At 46.1% G+C, this 23772-nt stretch carries 23 protein-coding genes and 1 pseudogene; 10 read left to right on the forward strand and 14 right to left on the reverse strand.

The features are described 5' to 3' along the window. Window positions 1–64 precede the first annotated feature (64 nt). Window positions 65–511 (forward strand): PPC domain-containing protein, encoded by a 447-nt coding sequence (locus NIES208_RS16245; protein ID WP_084176668.1) that lies wholly within the window; start codon window positions 65–67, stop codon window positions 509–511. Here NIES208_RS16245 and cobS read toward each other — a convergent pair. Then, on the reverse strand, window positions 498–1280 hold the full coding sequence (gene cobS / locus NIES208_RS16250) for an adenosylcobinamide-GDP ribazoletransferase (protein ID WP_075894033.1): 783 nt from the start codon (window positions 1278–1280) through the stop codon (window positions 498–500). The two genes, NIES208_RS16245 and cobS, sit on opposite strands and share 14 nt — an antisense overlap. A 299-nt stretch (window positions 1281–1579) precedes the next feature. Between cobS and NIES208_RS16255 the strand changes: the two genes are divergently transcribed. The 3 genes from NIES208_RS16255 (at window position 1580) to NIES208_RS16265 (ending at window position 3438) form a co-directional block, all read left to right on the forward strand. Continuing rightward, window positions 1580–2038: a hypothetical protein gene (locus NIES208_RS16255; protein WP_075894034.1), complete on the forward strand. Its 459-nt coding sequence runs from the start codon at window positions 1580–1582 to the stop codon at window positions 2036–2038. 87 nt (window positions 2039–2125) lie between these two features. Beyond that, window positions 2126–3241, forward strand: a complete 1116-nt coding sequence (tgt, locus tag NIES208_RS16260; RefSeq protein ID WP_075894035.1) for a tRNA guanosine(34) transglycosylase Tgt — start codon at window positions 2126–2128, stop codon at window positions 3239–3241. A gap of 59 nt (window positions 3242–3300) precedes the next feature. After that, on the forward strand, window positions 3301–3438 hold the full coding sequence (locus NIES208_RS16265) for a photosystem II reaction center protein K (RefSeq protein WP_075894036.1): 138 nt from the start codon (window positions 3301–3303) through the stop codon (window positions 3436–3438). Between the two features lie 102 nt (window positions 3439–3540). Here the strand turns inward: NIES208_RS16265 and NIES208_RS16270 are convergent, their stop codons facing one another. Both NIES208_RS16270 and NIES208_RS16275 read right to left on the reverse strand, forming a co-directional pair. Further along, on the reverse strand, window positions 3541–4101 hold the full coding sequence (locus NIES208_RS16270) for a glutathione S-transferase family protein (protein WP_075894037.1): 561 nt from the start codon (window positions 4099–4101) through the stop codon (window positions 3541–3543). 51 nt (window positions 4102–4152) lie between these two features. Further along, window positions 4153–4617 (reverse strand): hypothetical protein, encoded by a 465-nt coding sequence (locus tag NIES208_RS16275; protein ID WP_075894038.1) that lies wholly within the window; start codon window positions 4615–4617, stop codon window positions 4153–4155. A gap of 208 nt (window positions 4618–4825) precedes the next feature. On the opposite strand from NIES208_RS16275, the gene NIES208_RS16280 reads away from it, so the two are divergent. Together NIES208_RS16280 and NIES208_RS16285 are read left to right on the forward strand one after the other, a co-directional pair. After that, entirely contained in the window at window positions 4826–6190 is a 1365-nt protein-coding gene (locus tag NIES208_RS16280; RefSeq protein WP_075894039.1) for an NAD-dependent succinate-semialdehyde dehydrogenase, read from the forward strand. Window positions 6191–6301: 111 nt separating this feature from the next. Continuing rightward, window positions 6302–7939, forward strand: coding sequence for an acetolactate synthase large subunit (locus NIES208_RS16285; RefSeq protein ID WP_075894040.1), 1638 nt, complete (start codon window positions 6302–6304; stop codon window positions 7937–7939). Window positions 7940–8109: 170 nt separating this feature from the next. Here the strand turns inward: NIES208_RS16285 and NIES208_RS16290 are convergent, their stop codons facing one another. The 4 genes from NIES208_RS16290 to NIES208_RS16305 form a co-directional block, all read right to left on the reverse strand. Further along, a complete protein-coding gene (locus NIES208_RS16290; RefSeq protein WP_075894041.1) occupies window positions 8110–8889 on the reverse strand; it encodes an MlaE family ABC transporter permease in 780 nt (259 codons plus the stop codon). A 66-nt stretch (window positions 8890–8955) separates the two neighbouring features. Continuing rightward, a complete protein-coding gene (locus tag NIES208_RS16295) occupies window positions 8956–9648 on the reverse strand; it encodes an NUDIX hydrolase (RefSeq protein ID WP_075894042.1) in 693 nt (230 codons plus the stop codon). 60 nt (window positions 9649–9708) lie between these two features. Then, on the reverse strand, window positions 9709–11064 hold the full coding sequence (locus tag NIES208_RS16300) for a helix-hairpin-helix domain-containing protein (RefSeq protein ID WP_075894043.1): 1356 nt from the start codon (window positions 11062–11064) through the stop codon (window positions 9709–9711). A 220-nt stretch (window positions 11065–11284) separates the two neighbouring features. Next, window positions 11285–11566, reverse strand: a complete 282-nt coding sequence (locus tag NIES208_RS16305; RefSeq protein ID WP_075894044.1) for a hypothetical protein — start codon at window positions 11564–11566, stop codon at window positions 11285–11287. On the opposite strand from NIES208_RS16305, the pseudogene NIES208_RS16310 reads away from it, so the two are divergent. Further along, window positions 11554–12159, forward strand: a pseudogene (locus NIES208_RS16310) (pseudouridine synthase); the annotation flags it as partial. The gene NIES208_RS16305 and the pseudogene NIES208_RS16310 sit on opposite strands and share 13 nt — an antisense overlap. A 155-nt stretch (window positions 12160–12314) precedes the next feature. Here NIES208_RS16310 and NIES208_RS16315 read toward each other — a convergent pair. After that, complete coding sequence (locus NIES208_RS16315) at window positions 12315–12515, reverse strand: hypothetical protein (RefSeq protein ID WP_075894046.1); 201 nt, start codon at window positions 12513–12515, stop codon at window positions 12315–12317. A gap of 163 nt (window positions 12516–12678) precedes the next feature. Then, window positions 12679–13761: a RuBisCO accumulation factor 1 gene (locus tag NIES208_RS16320; protein WP_075894047.1), complete on the reverse strand. Its 1083-nt coding sequence runs from the start codon at window positions 13759–13761 to the stop codon at window positions 12679–12681. 117 nt (window positions 13762–13878) lie between these two features. Here NIES208_RS16320 and NIES208_RS16325 point away from each other — a divergent pair, with 117 nt between their 5' ends. Together NIES208_RS16325 and NIES208_RS16330 are read left to right on the forward strand one after the other, a co-directional pair. Then, a complete protein-coding gene (locus NIES208_RS16325) occupies window positions 13879–14769 on the forward strand; it encodes a beta-carboxysome assembly protein CcmO (RefSeq protein ID WP_075894048.1) in 891 nt (296 codons plus the stop codon). A 46-nt stretch (window positions 14770–14815) separates the two neighbouring features. Continuing rightward, window positions 14816–16318 carry an MBOAT family O-acyltransferase gene (locus NIES208_RS16330; RefSeq protein WP_075894049.1) on the forward strand — a complete coding sequence of 501 codons (1503 nt, stop codon included), beginning with the start codon at window positions 14816–14818 and terminating at the stop codon, window positions 16316–16318. A gap of 19 nt (window positions 16319–16337) precedes the next feature. Here the strand turns inward: NIES208_RS16330 and NIES208_RS16335 are convergent, their stop codons facing one another. The 4 genes from NIES208_RS16335 to NIES208_RS16345 form a co-directional block, all read right to left on the reverse strand. Beyond that, window positions 16338–16685, reverse strand: a complete 348-nt coding sequence (locus NIES208_RS16335) for a c-type cytochrome (protein WP_075894050.1) — start codon at window positions 16683–16685, stop codon at window positions 16338–16340. Window positions 16686–17306: 621 nt separating this feature from the next. Then, the gene (locus tag NIES208_RS19745) at window positions 17307–17441 is read right to left on the reverse strand and encodes a hypothetical protein (RefSeq protein WP_282956516.1); all 135 of its coding nucleotides are present in this window, start codon (window positions 17439–17441) and stop codon (window positions 17307–17309) included. Window positions 17442–17525: 84 nt separating this feature from the next. Then, a complete protein-coding gene (locus NIES208_RS16340; RefSeq protein WP_084176667.1) occupies window positions 17526–19217 on the reverse strand; it encodes an HD domain-containing phosphohydrolase in 1692 nt (563 codons plus the stop codon). A 95-nt stretch (window positions 19218–19312) separates the two neighbouring features. Continuing rightward, window positions 19313–20833 (reverse strand): cryptochrome/photolyase family protein, encoded by a 1521-nt coding sequence (locus NIES208_RS16345; RefSeq protein ID WP_075894051.1) that lies wholly within the window; start codon window positions 20831–20833, stop codon window positions 19313–19315. 369 nt (window positions 20834–21202) lie between these two features. Between NIES208_RS16345 and NIES208_RS16350 the strand changes: the two genes are divergently transcribed. After that, window positions 21203–21763 (forward strand): Uma2 family endonuclease, encoded by a 561-nt coding sequence (locus tag NIES208_RS16350; protein ID WP_075894052.1) that lies wholly within the window; start codon window positions 21203–21205, stop codon window positions 21761–21763. Between the two features lie 28 nt (window positions 21764–21791). On the opposite strand, the gene NIES208_RS16355 is transcribed toward NIES208_RS16350, so the two are convergent. Then, window positions 21792–23375: a cation:proton antiporter gene (locus NIES208_RS16355; protein ID WP_075894053.1), complete on the reverse strand. Its 1584-nt coding sequence runs from the start codon at window positions 23373–23375 to the stop codon at window positions 21792–21794. Window positions 23376–23772: the final 397 nt, after the last annotated feature.

Raw genomic sequence — 23772 nt, forward strand, 5'->3', positions numbered from 1 at the left:
TAGGGAGTTTATTTGTTTTTCTCCTCTCCTTCGCTATATTTATATCAGTCTTTTTAGGATAATTATGAACCGTTATTGTTGTGCTGTAATGGCTGGATTGATAGGTTTAGGGTTTGCAACAGCCAATAGTTATGCGGAAACGGGTAATGGTTTAGTATATCGGCCAGCTTTGATCGCTTCTGGACAAGAAATAAAGGATCGCCTGACGGAAGCTGATATTCCAACAGGAGAAGGTGGTTTTGCGAGGGATTATGCTGTGAATTTGACTGAGGGAGATCAGGTAGCTATTGATTTACTTTCTGATGATTTTGATTCTTTAGTGATACTGTTGGCTAGGGATGGTACAACGGTTGCGGAAAATGATGACGGTCCTGATGGCTCAACGAATTCGCTATTGTTTATGCGGATTACTGAAACAGGTCGTTATGTTGTTCGGGTGAGAGCTTTTGGTGAAACTGGTGGTGGCGAATTTTCACTAAAGGTAACTCGTTTACAGCCTATTGAAGAATAGGGATACTGATAATGATCAGTATTAAGCTTTCTGTCCATTCGACTATTGCGCCGTAAGTATCACCTGTATGTCCTGCGAATTTGAAGGTGAACCAGTAGCTTGTGCAAATAGCTATTAGTGCGGCAATACAAGTAGCTGCAAGAATATTAGTAGTGTTACTGCTCCAAAACATAAGCAGACTCACAGAAGTACTTATGGTGAGCAAACTTGCAATATTAAAATCGGTATTTTGTTCGAAATCTTGTTTGTGAAATGCTCCTTTTCCGTTGGGCTTGAGGTAGGGAAAGAAGGCGATCGCCGTGACTTGAGACCATCTGCCCCATATGGGAGCAATAAGTAAAAACCACCAATTTTGCGTGTCTAAAGAGGCGATCGCCGCAAACTTAAACAGTAAAATTATGATTGCCGTCATAGCTCCAAAAGCACCTGTTACGCTGTCGGTCATGACTTCGAGTCGTTTGGCTGGGTCTGTAACCGCTAGACCATCGGCACTGTCCATTGCACCGTCTAAATGTAGGCCTCCGGTAACGAATACCCAGAGGCTGGTAATAATTGCTCCCGTCACTAAACTTGGTGTTCTTAGAGAACTTAAGCTTAGAAATACTACACTTAAGAGCCCTCCGATTATTAAACCAACAAGGGGACACCACCGAGCAATACGGTGAAAGCTTGGATTCCAACTTGCTGGAATTGGGAAAATGGTGTAAAAAATAATTGCTCCAAGCAGCGATCGCCAGAGTCCAGAAAAAGCAGAAGCAGCTTGTCCCATAGGTTCGATGAAATCTCGACAACAATTTTTTCAGTTTACAAGAGAAATTTAGAAAATCTTAAGCTAAGATTATGTCGAGGAGTCGCCAAATGTTAAGCGACAGTCTCCGTGAATACGATTTGAACCAAATTACTGACTAGTGATTGACGGTTCTCGTCTTGCAAGTTTCTTTCTTCTGCGTGAAGTTGAAAATACAATGCCTTGGAAGGAAAGGTGGTGTTGCGATATCATCTAGAATTTCGTGGTCATTTTCCCAATATAAGTGTTTTGTTCCCTGTTTTTATCTGCCTTTTAAACCCATGAGTCATCAGTCCTACTCCCGCCATCTACCTGCTCCTTGCATTATCTCAACAGGCATTATTGTCAATAAGAGCGATATGAAACGCCTACTGCAAGATCTTGCTTGGGTTAAGTATTCCCATTTTTTAGATGGAGAGCAGAAAACTGAAGGTAAAGGCTGGATTGTAGAAATCTTTGATGATGAGCAACAGGCGACATTGGTGGTCAATCAGTCTTTGTATTTGAATTTGCATAGCTTTGACTATTTGCATCTGAAAGTTTCCGATGATGGCAAAACTTATTTTGAGTTAGTGCAAGATAATCGGGTATTGCGGTTAGATACTGCTGAAAATCCCCAACAGGCTCATCCTTTTGAGTCGAAGGTTGTACCTGACGGTACGCTAGAAGAAATGGTGACTCAGGTTTTATCGGCACGGTGGGATGTGCAAATGGATGATGATGAGCACTTCCATTTCTAGACTTATGTCTTAGGACGGTAATCTTGGGTCTTAAAATAGGCGAGGGTTCATAGACCCTCGTTTTGTTGTTTTTGTGGATAGTAATCGGTGAGCCATTTTCATTTTGAGCTACAGAAAGAGTGTCGGGATACAAAGGCGCGAGTTGGTGTTTTTCATACGCCCCACGGCATTGTGGAAACGCCCCGGTTTATGCCTGTGGGTACTTTAGCGAATGTGAAGGGCATTACGCCGGATCATTTGGAACAGGCTCAGGCGCACATGGTTTTGTCAAATACCTATCATTTGCATCTCCAGCCGGGGGAGGACATTGTTAAAAAGGCTGGTGGTTTGCATCGGTTTATGGCTTGGGAGCAGCCGATTCTGACGGATTCGGGTGGGTTTCAGGTTTTTAGTTTGAGCGAAATGCGTAAAATTCGGGAGGAGGGTGTTGTGTTCCGATCGCCGAAGGATGGGCGGTTAATTGATATGACACCGGAGCGCTCGATTCAGATCCAAAATGATCTGGGGGCTGATGTGATTATGGCTTTTGATGAATGTCCGCCGGGGGATGCGGGACGGGAGGTGGTGGAAGCGGCGACGGCTCGGACTTATCGTTGGTTGAAACGCTGTATTACGGCGCACCAAAGGGATGATCAGGCGTTATTTGGCATTGTGCAGGGGGGGATTTTTCTGGATTTACGTTCTCAGGCTGCGGCTGAATTGATGGCATTGGATTTGCCGGGTTACGCGATTGGTGGGGTCAGTGTGGGAGAAGCGCCGGAAAATATTAGAAAGGTGGTTCAGCACACGGCTCCTTTGTTACCGAAGGAAAAAATTCGGTATTTGATGGGGGTTGGTACGTATCGGGAAATGGCGCAGGCGATCGCCTCAGGTATTGATGTATTTGATTGTGTCATTCCGACGCGTTTAGGTCGTCACGGTGCTGCTTTAGTTCAGGGCGATCGCTGGAATTTAAAAAATGCCCAGTTTAAAGAAGATTTTCAACCCTTAGATGAAACTTGCCCCTGCTACACTTGCCAAAATTTTACGCGGGCTTATTTACACCATTTAATTAAGGCGAAAGAAATGCTTGCTTATATGCTGCTTTCTTTACATAACGTTACAGAATTGATTCAGTTTACAGTCAAAATTCGGGAGTCGATTTTGAGCGATCGCTTTGTGGCGGATTTTGGTGATTGGCTGGAGCCGACGGCATCTGAGTGAACCAACTCATGCTAGGATCGACTGCAAATATTAAGATATAACGTTCTCTAAGGATATATATGGAAGCGGCATTATTATTTGCGAAACTCCCTGAGGCATACTCCATTTTCGATCCTCTCGTCGATGTTTTGCCTCTCATTCCCTTGTTTTTCTTGCTTCTTGCTTTTGTTTGGCAGGCAGCGGTTGGTTTCAAATAAATTTCCCTTGGGAATCTTTAAAATACCAATAAAAAAAGCATCCTAATTTTAGGGTGCTTTCTGTTTTTTGATAATTTTTTTAGTGATACTTTGTAACGTTATTTAGCTGCGTTTCATAATGGCTTTTTGGAAAGCTGGGCGATCGCCTAATCGTTGTAAATAGCTTTGGATATGCGGATACGCAGACAAATCTACATCTTGGAACATCATCGGAATATAGGCCAGAATTGAACCGAGCGCCACATCCACAACACTAAAGGCCTCACCTAACATAAAAGGTTGTTGGGCGAGAATCTCGTTAACTGGCTGGAGATACCGTTTCATCGTTTCGTTACGGTTGTCACTGGGGGTTAAACCCATAGATAAACTCGAATTTGCAAATAATATCCATTGATAAATCTCCGCTTTTCCTGCAAGAGAGTCGGGCATTTTGCCAAATTTTTCTGCGAGATAAATTAAAATTGCGCCCGATTCCCACACTTTAACGTCACCGTCTGTAATGGCGGGAACCTGTCCCATGGGGTTAATGGCGAGATAGCTGGATAATTTATGTTCGCCACTTTGCATATTGAGCTGGACAAACTCATATTCAGCCCCAATTTCTTCGAGATACCATTGCACAATCGAGGCACGGCTACGTGCACCACCATAGAGTTTCAACATATTTATTGTTCAGTCTTGAAAGTCTAGTCTGTCTTGAGTTTACAGAAGAAACTATAGAACTTTATGGGTGTGGGCGTGCTGTTTAACGTTGTCCTCGGCATTGACGACATTGTCTTGATTAAGGACGCGCTTTTTCTCGGTGGAGTGATTGAATTTGTCGTAGGCTGCGCCCACTGCAATATGCTCTTTGGCTTGGGGGCGACGTTTGTAGGTGCGTGCGGCTGCTGCGGTGCGTTCGATCAGATCATCGGGAGTCTGGAGGCGATCGCCCAGAACTCGGGGAATCATAATTTTATTTTCTTGGAAAACTTCACCTAAGGTTGTGGCGCAGGCAATGGTGTAAGAGGTCGGAATGCCTTTCAGTAACGCTTCGAGGGCTGCCGAGGGAATGGGTTCCATAATTTCAACGGCTTTGACTTCACCATCTTCACGGACAAAACAAGTGGCGACCCCAAATACACAATAATCTGTTGCGGCTAAGTCGGTGGTGCTAAAAAAATCTTGCAGGGTGGTCATAGTTATTTTTACTTAGTAAAAGACTGTTGGTAGCTGATATCTTGAGTTTGATAGTAACAAGCTTTTTTCTAAGAAGAAATTTATGGCAAGGATTCTTTAAAACTAAGAATATTTAAGTGATCTTTAAGTCTGTATTTTTTTCTTAAAATCCCCCCTTACACTGGAAGGGTGAGTTGGTCAAAAAACCCAAGTGGGTAGAGAGGTTGTTATGGCGATCGCCACAGTAAATCCGGCAACGGGAGAAACCTTAAAACGGTTTAAAGCACTGACATCAGAAGAAATTGATACTAAGCTCGAAAGGGCACAAAATGCGTTTCAAAGTTACCGCCTCACTCGTTTTGAGCAGCGACGGCAATGGCTACAAAATGCGGCCATGATTCTTGAACGAGATGCCGAAAAATTCGCCACAATTATGACCACAGAAATGGGCAAAACAAAAAAGAGTGCCATTTCTGAAGTAAAAAAATGTGCCTTGGTTTGCCGGTATTATGCAGACAATGGCGAGGCTTTTCTTGCTGATGAATATACAGAAACAGATGCAACAAAAAGTTATGTTTCTTATCAGCCATTGGGGATTATTTTGGCGGTGATGCCTTGGAATTTTCCCTTTTGGCAAGTTTTTCGTTTTGCGGCTCCCACCTTAATGGCAGGCAATGTTGGTGTGCTAAAGCATGCTTCTAATGTGCCCCAATGTGCGTTGGCGATCGAGGCGATTCTAGAGGCGGCTGGTTTTCCGGAAGGGGTGTTTCAAACGCTACTTATCGGTGCGTCGCAGGTGGAGCAGGTGATTCAAGATGAGCGTGTTAAGGCGGCGACCTTGACAGGCAGTGAGCCTGCGGGGGCAAGTTTAGCGTCGCTGGCAGGTAAGGAAATTAAACCGACTGTGCTGGAATTGGGGGGGAGTGATCCGTTGATTGTGATGCCATCAGCCGACCTCGATGAAGCTGTGGATGTGGGCACACTTTCACGCACTTTAAATAATGGTCAGTCCTGTATTGCCTCTAAGCGCTTTATTCTCCACGAGGCGATCGCCGATCAATTTTTAGATAAGCTGCACATCAAATTTGCCAGCCTTAAGGTGGGTGACCCCATGGATGATGATACGGATGTTGGGCCCCTAGCGACCGAGAGTATTTTGAATGACATTGTGCAACAGGTCGATCAAGCCCGTGACCTAGGAGCAACAATTTTGTTGGGCGGTAAACGTCTTGACCGTGCAGGAAATTTTTATCTGCCGACAATTTTGACTGATATTCCGACCGACGCGCCGACGATGAAGGAAGAATTTTTTGCGCCAGTGGCGATGATCTTTACTGTTAAAAATATCGACGAGGCGATCGCCCTTGCCAATGACATTCCCTTTGGGCTGGGAAGTAGTGCTTGGACGCAAGATACCGACGAACAGCAAAGATTTATTCGTGACCTCGGAGCGGGCGCTGTCTTCATTAATAGTCTCGTGAAGTCTAATCCCCGCTTGCCCTTTGGCGGAATTAAACGCTCAGGATACGGACGAGAACTAGGATTGCCCGGAATTCGCGCCTTTGTAAACGCCAAAACTGTGTGGATCAAATAGTTACAAACAGTGACGGATTAGACGGTTCAAGTGCGAAGTTTTCAACACAATTTAAAAAACGGCGCATTTGATCCCCGTAAACTTTAAATACCACAGCTCAATTTACCGCCCATGAACACTGCCGAATTATTGGTGAAATGCTTAGAAAACGAAGGTGTTGAATACATCTTTGGTTTACCGGGGGAAGAGAATTTACATATCCTTGAGGCGTTAAAAGATTCATCAATTCAATTCATTACAGTGCGCCACGAACAGGGTGCTGCGTTTATGGCAGATGTCTATGGGCGACTGACGGGTAAAGCTGGTGTTTGTCTTTCTACCCTAGGGCCAGGAGCAACGAACCTAATGACTGGGGTGGCGGATGCCAACCTTGACGGTGCGCCATTAATCGCGATCACCGGTCAGGTCGGTACGGATCGCATGCACATTGAATCCCACCAATATCTTGATCTTGTGGCCATGTTTGCGCCAGTGACAAAATGGAACCGACAGATTGTGCGACCGAGCACTACGCCGGAAATTGTGCGCCGCGCCTTTAAAATTGCCCAACAGGAAAAACCGGGGGCTGTTCACATTGACCTCCCGGAAAATATTGCGGCTATGGACACCGATGGTTCACCCCTCACCACCGACGGTCGTGAAAAAATTTACGCATCTTCTCGAAGTATTAATCAAGCCGCTCAGGCGATCGCCAAAGCAAAAAATCCAGTAATCCTCGCAGGCAACGGTACCATTCGCGCAAAAGCTGCTGAAGCACTCACCGAATTTGCGACGAAATTAAATATTCCCGTCGTCAATACCTTTATGGGCAAAGGCGCGATTCCCTACACCCATCCCTTGTCCCTGTGGACGATTGGTTTGCAGCAGCGGGACTTCATTACCTGTGCCTTCGAGCAAAGCGACCTTGTGATTGCAGTGGGCTATGATCTAATCGAATATTCCCCCAAACAGTGGAATCCAGAAGGTTCTACCCCCATTATTCACATTGGTGAAGCCTCTGCTGAAATTGACAGTAGCTATATTCCCCGCGCCGAAGTGGTAGGCGATATTGGCGATTCGTTAAGCGAAATCATGAAGCGTGCAGACCGTGAAGGCCGACCTCTACCGAGTTTTGCCTCTGTCCGCTCAGAGATTCGTGAAGACTATGAACACTACGCTAACGACACTGGTTTTCCCGTTAAACCCCAAAAAATTATTTACGATTTGCGGCAGGTTATGTCGCCGGAAGACGTGGTCATTTCCGATGTCGGCGCACACAAAATGTGGATGGCACGCCATTATCACTGTGATTGTCCTAATACCTGTTTAATTTCTAATGGTTTCGCGGCGATGGGGATTGCGATTCCCGGAGCGTTAGCGGCAAAGCTTGTCTATCCCAATAAGAGGATTGTGGCGGTTACTGGTGACGGTGGCTTTATGATGAACAACCAAGAGCTTGAAACGGCACTACGGGTCGGCACAAATTTTGTCACGCTGATTTTTAATGACAGTGGCTATGGTCTGATTGGCTGGAAACAGATTAATCAATTTGGACAGCCTGCGTTTGTTGATTTTAAAAATCCTGACTTTGTAAAATTCTCTGAAAGTATGGGCTTAAAGGGCTATCGCATTAACTCGGCGGAAGAGTTGATCCCAACATTAGAGGAAGCTTTTAAGCAAGATGTGCCAACTGTAATTGATTGTCCTGTTGACTATGGCGAAAATGTGAAATTCTCTCAAAAAGCTGGGGATTTAATTTGTCGCATTTAGTGGACGCGGGAGATGGAGTGATGCGGGGACGCGGAGACAATGGGACGGGGTGATGCTAGGTTTTGAGTCTCAAGTTTGGTAAATCGCCTACATCTCTTCTCCGTTTCTCTCCCTCTCCCCTTCGCCGTGTCACCCTTCAACTGAGTTTGGCGATCGCCTCTTAGAAAAGATTAGGGGATGGGCGAATCGTGAAAAATGAGTGTGGACACAAGAAAATTACTGATAAAAATACTGATCCATGTACTGACAACTGCGGAGGTGGCGGATTGGCCGACTTGTTTTGCGCCTCCTTCGGTCGTCAACCCCCAGCTACAGCCAATAATGCCGACGAGTAGCCCAAAAATAATGCCCTTAACACCGATATTTAGGAGATCGCTGGGAACCAAAAATGTCTGCACAGATTCTAGAAAATGCATTGGGGCGACATTGTAAAACTGATACCCTGCAATCATGCCACCACAAATGCCAATCACTAGGGCAAAGGTGGTCAAAATCGGTAGCATCAGGCAGCTTGCGACGACTCTAGGGACAACGAGGTAATCGATGGGATTGGTACGGAGCATGAGTAGGGCATCGATTTGCTCTGTAATTTTCATGGCTCCGAGCTCCGAGGCAAAGGCTGCGCCGACCTGTCCTGAAACGATACTCGCAGTTAAAATCGGGGCTAATTCTCGGCAGAAGGCGATCGCAAAGGCACCACCGACAATGCTTTCGGCACCAAAGGAACTCAGTTCACGGGCTGTTTGAATGGTAAAAATCATGCCCCCGAAAAATGCAACGATTAAAACGGGGGGTAAGGCACCGGGGCCTGCGGCGATCATTTGTTCCCTAACGAGGGGAAAGCTAATTTTGCCATAGATAATCCGCCATAGAACCTGACCACTCATTAAAACGGCGGTGGAAATACGGGTAATCAGGGATGGCTGTAGATGCGTTTCGGGATGCCGCATGGGTAAGAGGCGATCGCCCTATAAAGGTAAATACGGAGAGCGAATACCAACAATGACATCCTAATCCTACAGTTCGAAATTAAATCCAGCTTCCTTTAAGGCTTGATACTTCTGTTCGTCGAAGGAGTAAAGTCGTGCCGCCCGGTGGGCAACACCTGTTTGCATTTCATCTAGTTTAATCAACAAATCCATTTTAAGAATTTTGCGGCGGAAATTACGCTTGTCGAGTTGTGTGCCCAATACCTGCTCGTAAAGTTTCTGCAGTTGAGTGAGGGTAAACTTTTTCGGTAATAGTTCAAAACCGATGGGCTCGTAGCGGAGCTTGCCCTGGAGTCGCTGTTGGGCGATCGCCACAATTTTGTCATGGTCAAACGCTAACGTTGGTAGCTCTTCGAGGGAATACCAAGCAACATCATCAGCATCCGTTTGGGCATTTAGCGGATGATCCGCCAAATTAATCAAAGCATAGTAGGCCACCGTAATGACGCGATCGCGGGGGTCTCGTTTGGGTTCACCGAAAGTATACAGCTGCTCTAGGAAGATTTTATCCACGCCAGTCTCCTCTTTGAGTTCCCGCAACGCCGCTTCCTCAAGGGATTCTGTTGGTTTAACAAAACCACCGGGCAACGCCCATTCCCCCTTATAGGGCTCAACACCCCGCTGGATCAACATAATTTTCAAATCATGTTCTGCATCAAGGCCGAAGACAACACAGTCAACGGTTACAGAGGGTTTTGGATAATCGTAGGTATAAGACATGGTGTAGAGATTGGAAAAATTAAAAGATTAAAAAAGTGAAACTAAAAAACTGGAAAGAAATTAGCTTGCTTGAACCTGTGGGATGAGGCTTTCTCGGTAAGTTTGCTTAAAGCCTCCTTGTCTGAGGGCTAGGAAAGCTTGGTGGTCGTCCTCTACCCAATATTCTTGCCCAAGACGGATAAAAGTGCGATCGCCCCCATGACCTGCAATCACAATGACGGGTACACGGCCTTGCTTTTTCTCACCAGCCTGCTGGGAGAGAATTTGCTTTAGACGCTGTTGGGTTGCCGACTGATTTAGCTCCGCCACAGACATCGGAATCATTAACATCCGCACCTCTTCGATGGGTTCTAAATCATCAACAATGAGCTGGACGCGGTCTTCCTTTTGTTGAACTTTACCCCACACAATGACCCGACGATCAATATTTAATAATTGCTCCACCTGTGGGTAAGTGCGCGGGAAGACAATGCCCTCCACTTGGCCTGTAATATCTTCAAATTGCACAAAGGCCATTGGTTCATTTTTTGCCTTGGTGAAGATCTTTTTCACATCCGTTAAAATGGCCACCACACTAACTTTCTGCTTCACATGGTCGCCGATCGCCGTGAGGTTAATGGGCGCTAAAATCGGGGCGATCGTGGTGCGTAGTTTTTCGAGGGGATGTTCAGACACGTAGAAGCCTAGTAACTCCTTTTCTTGGCGTAGTTTTTCTTCGAGGGTCAGGTCGGCTACCTTCGGAAAGGTCGGCGCTTCGTCAAAAGTGGTATTGTCACTGTCCTCGGCACTAGCGCCCATCATGTCAAACAGATTCGTTTGACCACTCGCCTTTTCCTTCGCTTTTTGCTGCGCCCAATTGATCATTAAATCTAGGCCTTTCAGCATTTGATGGCGGTTGTCGTGGAGCTCATCCATCGCACCACAGGTGACCAGGGTTTCTAGGGCGCGACGGTTAACGACTCTCAAATCAAGGCGAGAACAAAGGTCTGCTAAGTTCTCAAATTTTCCCGTTGCCCGTGCTTCTAGGATGGCATGGATGGCGTTTTCTCCAAGGTTTTGTACCGCAGAAAGCCCAAAACGGATGCGATCGCCGACGGGCTTAAAATCGAGATCCGAGTGGTTAATATCTGGCGGTAAAACGACAATGCCCATCTTTTCGGCATTTTCGCGATATTTACGGACTTTATCCTTGTTGCCGCTACTCGCACTGAGCAGGGCAGTCATGTACTCAACGGGATAGTTCGCCTTGAGATACGCTGTTTGATAGGTTACGTAGGCATAGGCTGTTGAGTGGGACTTATTGAAACAATTTGAGGCGAACAAACCGTTTGCTAACAAAAAATTATGATCTTTGTTAACGCCGATGTCGTAGGTTTTCGCTGTGCCAATAGAGCGTCGGCGAATGATTTTGACCAAGATTCTCTGATGGTAATGATTAGGTTTTTTACTACTTGTATTATCTAATGATGCAATCTTTTTCAGAAATTGTCTGAGATGAAATTCATAAAAGTATGAATTTAGGCCAAATGGCTTAGGAGGGTCTCTCCCATCTGCCGATATCTACGCCATTTGTCGTAGATATTTTGCCTTTTTTGCTCAAAAGTGAAGTTATTGTTAGTGTTTACTGTGGGTCGATTTAGAGTTTGTTCATTTGGCTATAGGCTGCTGCGACGGGGGCATTGGTTTGATTTTCAGAGTATTGTTGTTGTCCCCACTGGAGTAGTTTGACCGTTGTGACAATGGCGATCGCCCCAAGGAAAATAAAGGGTAAAAAAATCATAAAAAAGATCAGGGGATTGGGGTTATCCTCAGCGGTTTTTCCCTGCTGAACGAGGACGAGTTCACCGGGAGTTGTGTCGTCAATCTCTACTTCAGGCATCATGGTAGAAGTAATGACTTCTTGAGATGAATCATTCATACGTCTTATTCCATAAACCTTACAACGTACTTTGCCAGTTCACTGATGATAGCTCCCAAGCTGCGAATCGACAATCTTTGAAGGATTTTATCGTCGTGCCGGATGTCTATTCTGTTGGTCGTTTAGACCGGGATAGCGAGGGGCTATTATTGCTGACGAATGATAATGAGTTAAAGCATTATCTCTGTGAACCAAAGTTTGCCCATCCGCGTACCTATTGGGTTCAGGTGGAAAATATTCCCGATGCTGCGGCTCTAGAGCAACTGCGCCAAGGGGTTATGGTTAAAGGTGAGAAAACCCGTCCGGCGATCGCCCGTCTTTTAACGCCGGAACCGAATATTGAACCTCGCAATCCACCGATCCGTGAGCGTAAAAGTATTCCGACGGCTTGGCTGGAGCTCACGTTAACAGAAGGCAAAAATCGTCAAGTGCGTCGGATGACTGCGGCGGTGGGCTATCCCACCTTACGTTTGATTCGAGTGGCCATCGGCAAAAAGCCTCATCAATTAACGTTGGATAATTTAGTGGTTGGGGAATGGCGGTATTTAACGGCAGAAGAAATAGCAATGCTGCGATCGCCCCTAAAAAAATTATCTTTGGGTAAAACAAAAAGAAATCAGCCCAAACCCACAGGGCAAACAAAAAAAACACGAAAAAAATCAGCCACCCGCAGATCGAAGAAACGTCGATAATGCTGCGCTGGTGGCTGGGATATGAGAGGTTATCGAAAATGAAATCGAGAAAAGGCTTAGTAAGCGAGGGTCTCTAGGGTTTCCTTCAGGTAAGTACTAACTTGTTTATCGACAGTGAGCTGCTCAAGATCCATCGAACCACGGTGATCGGCATACCAGCGCTTGAAGCCGGAACTGCGGGCGATCGCCTGCTTGAGACTATCCCAGATGGCGTGATCGGGAGTCGCTTCGTTGTGGGTCGTCGTTGAGTTAGGCATTTTTCACCTCAGAAATAACGCTTAATATCCTTAATGTAACGTAATTGGATGGAGAAAGAATGGTACGAAATACACCGTTTCGCGTGACAGGCAGAGTTTGTTTGTACTATTCTATGGGTTTCTTGTTGATTTGTTGGTTTAAGGTCTTGAATTCGTGGAAATCTTAATCATCCATTTGCCACGGTTCATAGAGGTTATTTTCGTCAAAAATCTTTTTAGGGCGCATAAACAGAAGTACTTGCCCAATGATTTGTGCTGTGGGCGGCTCGGCAAACCAGCCTAGTTGCACCATGCCGTCACTGTCGGCGATCGCAAAATAACTGTTGTCATTCCACTCTAATTTGGCGCGATCAATTAAAACGAGTATGGGTTCCGGCTTACCGGGGATGGGCTGAGGCAGTTGATCCGTTTGATGGAAAAAGACAACGGGATCGACAGCCGTTAAAACAGATTGCCACTGGGGTAGGGGGACAACGGAGGTCTCAGCGGGCACTTGAACCACATTAAAAGGTTCTTGCTGCTCAATGGCATTGACCGCTGTGATCGTCTCGGCGCTCAATGGTAATGTTCCGGCGACAGGCAACAATGCAGGCACGTCGTTATCATCTTCATACCGATAAAGCGGTAGAAGGGGAGCTGCTTTTTGGGGCGCTGCTGATAGGTCGGTGAGAAGCTGTTCAACTTTTTTGCGAGCGCTATCGGAATGGGCAAACCGTAAACCTTTGGCAATGAGGCGGGTGCGGCTGGGTAAATCTTTTTTCTGTTTTGCAGCCCGCCATGCTTGGTACGCCATCGCGTCGCCGGGATGTTCGGTAAAGCCGTCGGGAATCTGGGGCAGACGCAGGAAGTGCTGCATTGCCTTAGCGAGTTCCTTCGCGTCGTCGAATTCTAAATTTTTATCTTTTGCCACCTGGGCGGCGATCGCCCGTTGTTTATTGTTCAGGATCCGTAGCTCATAGAGCACATCCGAACGGGGCCCGCGACAATATTCTAAAAGTTCAGCCGAGCCACCATTGCCTTCGATGCTTTGGTAAACCTGGGATGCCACAATGATCATATTTTGGTGGGAGCCTTGGAAACCCGTTTTCTCAAAAATTTCCATCGTGCTGTAGCCAGATTTCTGAAGCGTTTGGCAACCGATGCCCCAATCGACCCACGTGCCTTCCTTATGAAGAAGTGACCGAAATAAATCAGCCGCCGCCTCTTCTGAAAGTTTTTTACCTGCGGATTGTGGTTGTCCAATCATAAATCTGCGCAAAAATTGCGATAACGTAAAATAGTAGGTAAATCAGTATTTGGCCTATAAACTTAATCATATATCTTGATCTAGACCGTTCCCAACCGATTCTTCTCCCCAGACCCTATGAATTTTCCTGCCCGCCGGCAACCCATTCAAAGTTTTTCACAACGAGCGAAGTTTCAAGAGCATCCGTTTCGTGATTTTGCCTTGGGTCTAGTCTCGACAAAAAGTTTCCCGGCGATCGTGGGTACGGCGGATATGATGCTCAAATCTGCCGATGTGACTTTGGTGGGCTACGAAAAAATTGGGGCTGGTTTTTGTACAGCGGTTGTCCGTGGTAAAACGGCCGATGTGCGTTTAGCCGTGGAAGAAGGTGCGAGAACGGCGGCACAGTTTGACCAATATGTTTCGAAATTAGTGATTCCACGCCCTTTACCGAATCTGGAAGCCATTTTTCCCATTGGCAGTCACCTCGTGGAAATTGCCCAAGAGCAACGCGGCTATAGTCGTCTCAGCAACCGTTCCATTGGCTTGCTGGAAACCCGTGGCTTCCCGGCAATGGTGGGGGCAGCCGATGCGATGCTCAAATCTGCTGATGTACAGCTTGCGTCCTACGAAACGATTGGTGATGGTCTTTGTACGGCGATTATTCGCGGCACCGTTTCTAATGTGGCGATGGCGATCGATGCTGGCATGCATGAGGCGGAGCGTATCGGTGAGCTGCATGCGGTGATGATTATTCCTCGCTTACTCGAAGATCTCGAACATACTTTACCTGTGGCGGATTACTGGTTAGATAAGGCTGAGCCGATGCCGGATCTCGTGAAGAAAGAAGTGCCCCAGCGGGTTGCTCTACCTGAGTTGGAGCCGGTTTCTGTGCCTGTGGTCGTTGATCTTGAGCTGGAACAGGAAAAAGAGCAAGAGCTGGAGTTAGCACCGGCTGAAGAAGAAGAGGTAGAAAAAGCAGTCGAGGTAGAAATTGTTGAGCCGTTTAATCCGGGAGAAGGGTACTAATCGTCGTCCCTGATATAGTGAAGCTGATTTTTGTACTGTTGTAACCATGAAACTGGTTTCCTTTTCGTACGCCTGTTTCCTTCTGGGAACTTTAATTTGTTATTGGGGTTTGGGGGCGTTGCTGCCGGCGTTACGGGTCTGGATATTGCTGCTCGCAAGTCTGGGTTTTTACGCATTGTTGCAACCGCAGTTTCTACCGTTACTCTTTGGTTTAACGGTGGTCAACTATATTGTCGGGCGGTTAATTTATGCGCAACTGCAACGGAGCGATCGCCTCAAAAAGAGTGGGCGATCGCCGGGCTTTTGGAATCGACAAGCCGCCTATTTATTGACATTAGGGATATTTCTCAATTTATTTATTCTGTTCGGATTTAAATACATACCGTTCACGCTCGAAAATATAAACATCTTCTTTGACCTGCCCTGGGCGACGGATGTGGCCACAGTTCTAGAAGACAATCTCATCGCGCCGGTGGGGATTTCGTTTTTTGCGTTTGAATGTATTTCCTATCTCGTGGACGTGTACCGTGGCGCTCCGGCAACAGCGTCCTTTAGCCACTTCAGCAGCTATAAATTATTTTTCCCAAAAATCCTATCAGGGCCCATTAGTCGTTTTCACTATTTTGATAATCAAGCGAAAGGCAAACCCCACCTGTTTTTTGACCAAGGGGTTGAAGGTCTTTGGCTCATTGCCAGCGGAGCTTTTAAAAAGGTTTTAATTGCCGACAACATTGGCGTGTATGTGGAGCTGTGTGTTAATAGTCTGGATCGAGCTGGCAGTGGCGATCTCTGGCTATTTGTGATTGCCTATGGTCTACAGCTTTATTTTGACTTTAGTGGCTATGTGGATTTGGCCATGGGTAGCGCTAAACTGCTGGGCTTTGATTTGCCGGTTAATTTTGATTTTCCCTATTTTTCAACGAGCCTGGCGGATTTTTGGCGACGTTGGCATATGAGCTTGGGGGAATGGCTCCGCAATTATCTTTATTTTCCCCTCGGTGGTTCTCGCCAGGGTTTAATGCGCACGTGCTTCAATTTATTTACGGTGATGTTTCTTGCGGGTATTTGGCATGGTGCGGCGTGGGGCTATGTGCTGTGGGGTTGTATTCATGGAGCAGGTTTAGCGGTTCATCGTCTAGGGGATGCGATCGCCAACCAACTAAAATTTATTAAAGCCTTTTGGCAATCTATCCCCGGCACAATTTTGGCTTGGGCAATGACCCAGTTACTCGTATTCATGTCGTGGATCCCCTTCCGTTTACCCGATGGTCAACAGGCAAATTTACTCCTTTCAAACTTTTGGAATCATCAAGGCGATATCCAGTTTGGCCAAAAGATCTATTTTGAAGGACTGAGTATGAGCCGTTCCTATTTTGTTCTGTTGCTAGGACTCACTTTTCTGGGCATGGCTTTGGCTTATCTGATCCAGCGGCGCTGGCAGCTTAATCTAAATTGGGCATTGAAACTCGCCTTTGTGCCCCTTTGTTTTTATGTTGTGTGGATTTTTGCGCCTGAAGGAAATGTTCCCTATATCTACTTTGATTTTTAGATTATCTAGGGTTTGGATTTTAGGATTTCCAGTTTTTCTGGGATTGCGCTAACACATATTCTGAAACGGCTTGGATCTCTTCACTGGTGAGGCGATCGCCGTAGGCCGACATATTACCTTTACCGTTCGCGACAATCTCTGCGATGCTTTCGACGGAAGTATAACCATGTTTTTCCATCGCCCGTTGTTTGAGATTTTTGCCACGGCGAATAATATTGCCACCGTTGATATGGCAACCAGCGCAAGTTGATTCAAAGACCTGTTCTCCACTCGGTAGCTCAGCAGACAAGGCCGGGGCAATGAGCACTGGTAATGCCAGTAGGATAATCATCGCAATGACGATAATCTGCACAACTTTTTTATTCATTTGGTGACCCTCTCACAAATTAACGGTCGATAAAAATAACAGTCTATAAAAATCTATTATTTCAACTTAGCGTTTTTTTCGCTGAATCCCTGTAAATTTAGTCGTGATCAAAAGGGATATCAAAGTACTGGGCATTGGTTTGAACGGATTCAATTGTAACCGTTGCCCCGGCTCTAATAACGAGTTCATTCGCGCCAGCTTCGGTATCGACACCGCCCCAGCCGTTATCTGGTGGTAAACCAAGTAATTGCTCTGGTCTGAGAGTATGTCGGGACTGGGCTGTAATGTCTGAATAATCCGTTGCACTTGGGGCGCGGGAGTTGCCCAGATATGGCGAGCGAGAATATTGGTTTGACCGATAAGGGCATCGTCGCCGTCCCCACTGGTCTAGGTAATGAGTTTGACGTGGGGCTCCCCATTAATGTCACGCTAGGATAACAGCTCATTGCTGGCCACAATGGGGATTAGTGGCATGATTTCAATGTGGTCTGCATCGGCGGCATCTTGGATGGATTGGTGGTAGGCGCGCTGTATGGTTTGTTGTCAATGTTCTTCTTGGTCTAGGGCAACGCTCGGCTGAATAGGGGTTGTGAGGGATAATGGGGCAAAAATACTCGACTTTTAATACCTATGGTTGTTTGTTGGCATAAAAAATCCCCCTTCACTCACTCTCCCCTTTGCCGCATCGTCATTCTGAACCTTTCTTAAACCGAACTCAGGTTTATTATGGGCGATCGCCGCGGATACTTTTTCCACAGGCCAAGGGCTTGTAATCAAAATTTAGCAAGACATTGCCCCTGAGACGGGTCACGTTACAGGCAAAGTTTTTTCTGGGGGCATTTAGAGGGAATGTCCTAACACGCGAAAGACACCACGATTTACAAATACCTCTACAAGATCATCACTCAGGTGGGCACGTTCGACTTCCTCCCGCAAAATTCTGACGACCACAGGGACTGGTAATGGTTTTTTGTAGGGGCGATCGGCGGCGGTCAGGGCATCGTAAATATCGGCGATCGTCATCATCTGGGTCTGGATGGGAATTTCATCGCCTTTTAGGCCACGGGGGTAGCCTGTGCCGTCAAGTTTTTCGTGGTGTCCGTAGGCCAAATCGGGCACATTTTTGAGTTCCTTTGTCCAGGGTATTTCCTTCAAAAATTCGTAGGTCTGGCTAACGTGGGATTCAATTGCTTGGCGTTCTTCTGGATTGAGGTTGCCACGTGGCAATAGGAGCTGTTCGAGGTCGGCCTCGCTAACAATGGCTTTGAGTTGACCATCCACATCGCGATAACGATATTGGGCGAGTTTTGTAAATTCGTAAAAAACCTGCTCCGATAAAATTTCAAACTGCTTCGTGGCGATCGCCTCCGGACGATTAAACTTTTCCACCAACCCAAGATATTCATCAAGTTGATTGAGAGTTTTGTCGATTTCCTCGTCCATCTGGCGAAGTTTTTCGCAGTGGGGGCAAGCGGCTTCATCCTTAGTGTGGGCGTGGGGATGTTCGACTAAATATTGAAATTTTTGCTGGGCACATTCCCATTGCAACGTACGTTTGGCCACAGCAAACCGTTGACGAATCACTTCTAAGTTGCCGGGATACAGTTTTTGGCGTTTATTGAGAATCGCCTCTGGAACACCGATTTTACCGAAATCATGGAGCAATGCCGCATAGCGAATCTCCTGTAGTTGGCGATCGCCAAAATATTCTTGCCTGAGCTTACCGTTAGAAATACGTGATACTTCCTCCGCTAATCCCACCGTAAGCAATGCCACCCGTTCCGAATGACCAGAAGTCGTTGGGTCACGGGATTCAATCGCTTTCACCGACGCTTTGACAAAGCCCTCAAACAAGTTTTCGATATCATCTTGGAGCAAATTACGCTCAATGGAAATCGCTGCTTGGGAGGCGAGAGAGCGCAAAATTGTTTCTTCCCACATCGAATAGGATTGGGTCACTTGCAGCGCATTCGCTGGCGTAATCGTGACATCACTTTCCATTTTTCGATTAATCAGTTGCAGAACACCAATGGTATTGGCCTTTTGATCTTGCATCGGTAAGACCAATACCGAGCAGGTGCGATAGCTAAATTTTTGGTCAAAATCGCGGTCAAAATGATACGGTGCCGTCTCCGGTAAATTGTAGGCATCCTCGATACTGAGCGTTTCACCAGTAATCGCAACATAGCCAGCTAAGCTTTTCGGATTGAGAGGGAGCGAAAATTCCTCAAACGGAATATTCGGCAGAGAGGTATTTTGAGTCGCCTTAAAAATTAGTTTTGGATTTGATTCATCCCGCGAGTCCATTAAATAAACACTACCCGCATCACTCTTTGTGATTTCGCAACATTTAAGCAGAATGAGCTGCAACAGTTCACCTAGATCACTGGCACTAGAAAGCGCTGTCCCAATGGCCAATAACTTTTCGATGAGGGCAATGCGCTGTCGTGACTCAGAGCCACCATAAATCTTCGCCATTAAGGCTTTATGGTTGTTATCGAGATGGGCAAGGGAAAGAGAACTTTCGGTCATGGACTACTTAACCGTCCTAAAAAGGTAATTGGGGAAATCGTAGACGCGTCCAAAAAATATGAACTTGGCAGCTAAAGCAATAGTTTGACACTAGGCTAGGAAGGCTCTGGGCGTAACCGTTCTCGCCACTGTACTGCCTGTTGCCGAATCTTTGAAAGCTCTGGTGCATCTATACGCTCTAAATTTTTTAAAATCAGGTTCATGCGCCCCTGTGACCGGAGTTTTTCTTGATGTCGGTCTAGAAAATCCCAGTAAAAAGTGTTAAATGGACAAGCGTTTTCACCGTGGCGATCGCCTTTATTGTAGCGACAACTAGAGCAATAATTACTCATTTTATTAATATAATTTGCCGAGGCTGCATAGGGTTTTGTCGCTAAGATTCCACCATCAGCAAATTGTCCCATCCCAATAACATTTGTTTGCATAACCCAATCGTAGGCATCAATAAAAGCCGCATGGAACCATGCTTCTAATGCCTGGGGATTAATACCGACAATTAAACCAAAATTACTCAGAACCATTAAGCGTTGAATATGGTGGGCATAGCCGGTGCGCTCGGTTTGGGCTAGGGTCTGTTTAAGGCAATTTAAATCAGTTTTGGAGCTGTCCCAAAAGAAGTCTGGTAGGGGAATTTGGTGATCGAAATAGTTATTTTTAGGGTAATCTGTCTCAACATGATGGTAAATACCATATAGGTACTCACGCCACCCTAAAACTTGCCGAATAAAGCCTTCGATATTGTTGAGGGGAATACCTCCGGTCGTGTAGGCTGCGGCGACCGTTTGAATCAGATCTAGGGGCTGGAGTAAGCCTATATTTAAGTAGGGTGAAATAAGGGAGTGCCACAGGGTCTCTTCGCCCTCAACCATGGCATCTTGAAATGTGCCAAATTTTTCTAGTCCTGTTGCTAGGAAATGCTGAAAAATGTCCTTTGCTTGGGATTGGGTAACGGCCCATTGAAAAGGTTCAATTTTGCCATAGCCGTTGAGATCTAGAGATTTGACGCGCTCGATAACGGCTTGGGTGATGTCGTCTGGTTCAAACCACTGGGGCTTGGGAGGATTGATATTTTTCTTGGGTGGTCGGCGGTTGTCTTTATCGAAATTCCACTTGCCGCCAACGGGCTTTTTCCCGTCCATGAGGATGTTGAAGCGTTTGCGTCCTTCGCGGTAAAAGTCTTCGAGAACGAGTCGTTTGCGTCCTTTTGCCCAGTCTTGAAATTCCTCGCGACTCCACAAAAAATGATTGTTGGGGACAAAGGTAATTTGGCAGTCTAGATCAAGATTTTTAATGAGATCTGCAAAGGGGCGATCGCCGGGCTCCATGATCAGCAGTTCAGTAATCTCGTTTTTTTTAATCCAATCTTGGAGAGGGGAGAGAAAATCTTCGGCGATCGCGTACTCTACTGACCAGCCAGCATCGCGCAACTCTTCAGCGAAGTGACGCATGGCAGACCAGACGAGCACTAATTTTTGGTAGTGATAGGGACGCTGACGGGCATAATCCGCCGATTCGATCAAAATAACAGGGGTCTTGTTTTGCTGTTTTTGTCGCTGTAAAAGGGCTGCCTGTCCTTGCCACAGCTGATCCCCCAATACCCAAATTCCCGTAGCCATCACTTCTCCCAAGATCACGTTTGCGAGTCTAGCACAATCAAAATAATGCTTTGGTTATGACCGTTGAGGTCTAGGAGCAAGGGTGCTTATTTTTGCGGATATGTCTGTAAGTGTGAGGGCTTGGTGATACACGATTAAGTTTTTGTGACGCTTCGGGTTAGTCACGGGAAAAGGGTTTTAACGTAGGGGTTAGATAGTTTATCTCGGAAAAAAGAAATTTATGTCTGGTGAAGAATTAATGACCTTGGTGACGTTACTGAGTCCCGGTTTGGCGCTTTCCTTTGCGGTGATGATCTGTTTTGCTAAGGGTGGCTAAACTTTATAAGGTGAGGCGATCGCCGGTTTGTCGATATTTGCTCTGAGGGAAAAATGGTTTCTACGGAACGCGTGCGTTGGACAACAGAGGATTTAGAGCTGTTGCCGGATAACGGCACTCGCTACGAAATTGTCGATGGAGACTTGCACATAACCTGTGCCCCCCATTGGAATCACCAAAAAACTTGTATTCGTATTGGCCGGTATTTAGACGAGTGGTCAGCAAAAACGCAGGCAGGAGAAGTTGCAGCTGGTGCTGGTGTTCTTTTTGATAGTTCTGATGACGTGATTCCCGATGTTGTTTGGATTAGCCGCGAGAAATTAGCCACGTTACTCGACGATGCGGGGCATCTGACTGGTGCGCCGGAGCTTGTTGTGGAAGTTTTATCGGCAGGTACAACTAACGAAAAGCGTGACCGCCAAGCAAAATTAAAACTGTATTCAGTGCAAGGGGTTTTGGAGTACTGGATTGCGGACTGGCGACAACAGAAAGTTGAGATTTACCGTCGTGAAAATGCGGTGCTCAAGTTAACAGCGACCCTATTTGCCGAGGACAAAATCACCTCGCCGTTGTTGCCAGAGTTTCAATGTTTAGTTAGTCGATTTTTTGTGTGAGATGTAAAATCTCCGCATTAAGTGGCTGCTAGCCTTTGATTTCCCGTTCAGTCGATTTAACCAGTACTTCCTGTAGGAGCGGCGATAGATCTTTGTTGAGGCGACCGATACGAATAAATTCGGCGTAGGTGTCCGCCTCGATATCGAGGAGCGTATCCCGGAGCTGTTGCATGTCGAGTTGTCTTAGGGGGGGATGCTGATTTTTGAGCTTCTCAATTTTCTCGTCCACTGAGCGCAGTTCGCCTTTTACTAAATCGCGTTCGTAGTTATAAAATTCTTCATCCACATCCGGTGCGATATCGAGTTGGCTCAAATAATCTAAGACTCGCCGTAATGCCACCCGCCGCGCTAATAGCTCTGAGTATTCTTGGCGTAGGGGTTGATCGCCGATGAGATTGAGCTTTTCGAGGACAAATTGTGTGGTTAAACCTTGAACGAGCAGAGTAAAAAGCACCACTCCAAAAATGATATTGATAATTTCTTGGCGATCGCCTAATACCACAGGCACACTCAAAGCCACGGCAATGGACACAGAACCCCGCAAACCGCCCCACCAGAGGACAACCTGCTCAGATAAAGTAAGTTTGTCACTACTACCAAATCGGTTTGAGATCCACCCTAAACCGAACACCGAAATGGCGCGGGTAACTAATACTGAGGCGATCGCCACAAAAATCAGATCCAGACTGTTGCCGAGACTGGCAAAATTAACTTGGTCTCCGATTAGTAGAAAAACAATAGAATTTACAAAGAAGGCGAGGAATTCCCAAAATTCCGACACAACGAGTCTTGTACGGGGATTCATCCCGATATTTGAACCAAAATTCCCCAAAATTATCCCCACTGTCACGACCGCAATTACCCCAGAGCCACCCAATTCCTCTGTCAATAAATAGGTTCCATAGGCGGCAACAAGGGTAATCGACTGCTCCACAAGGGGAATATCAAAGCGCTGGGTTAAAAATGAAATGCCATAACCGATAAGACAGCCTAAGCCAACACCGACACCAACGAAGGTGAGGAATGTGGCAACAGTAGCAGAGGTCGATAAACTTTGAGTGCCAAGGGGGATGCCGACTAACAACAGGAAGGCGACAACTGCCACACCATCGTTAAAAAGACTTTCTCCTTCCATCACAACAGTAAGTTTTTTACTCGCGCCCAGTTCCCGAAACAAAGCCACCACTGATACGGGATCTGTGGCAGAGAGTGCGGCTCCAGCTAATAAAGCTGTCGCTAAAGGTAAATTAGTCCATTGACTGAGGGCAAACCCAATCCCAAAAATGGCGATCGCCACCCCCACTAGCGCAAACAAAGTGACCGGTAGCCACTGCTTTTGCAATTCCCGCCAGCGAATATTCCAAGCCGCCTCAAACAACAACGGCGGTAAAAAAATCTCTAAAATCAATTCCGGTGACAAATTGACGAGACGCACATCAATGAACGCCAAACCTAAACCCACAATCACCAAGAGCAACGTATAGGGAATCTGTCTCAGCCAACTAAAAATCCTCGAAAAGGTGGCAACCGTGAGTGATATCGACAAAACCAATACAAACTGCTGCAAATTTGTCTTGATTGAGATTTCAGCGACTTCAGCCAGAAAAACCATTGTAAATGCCTAAAAATGCCGTGGAACTGTAACGCTTCTATGCTAACAACAGATTTTTTCCGTGGCAGAAAAACCCCAAATCTCTGTCTAAACTCTCCATCAAAACAAAAAAATACAAGAGCCTCTACCACTATTGATAGGATTTTCTCTATCTTCCTGACGGTATTTATAAATAAATCTCGTATTACACAACGTAAATTTTTGGTGTTCAAAAATAACAAAATCCTAGAATGATGGTGCAATCAACGCCCATTTCTGACTGTTACTTAAGAGATAATCACTATGGATAGACTAATTTCATTACTACAAATCATTGTAGTGATCGGCTCTCCGGGAATGAGTATGCTGAAGTAGTAAAAGCAATGTCGTTGAAACGATGGTTCCATTACTAACCCAG

Origin of the sequence: [Limnothrix rosea] IAM M-220 (assembly GCF_001904615.1) — a bacterium.
In the GTDB taxonomy this organism is placed as follows: Bacteria; Cyanobacteriota; Cyanobacteriia; order Cyanobacteriales; family MRBY01; genus MRBY01.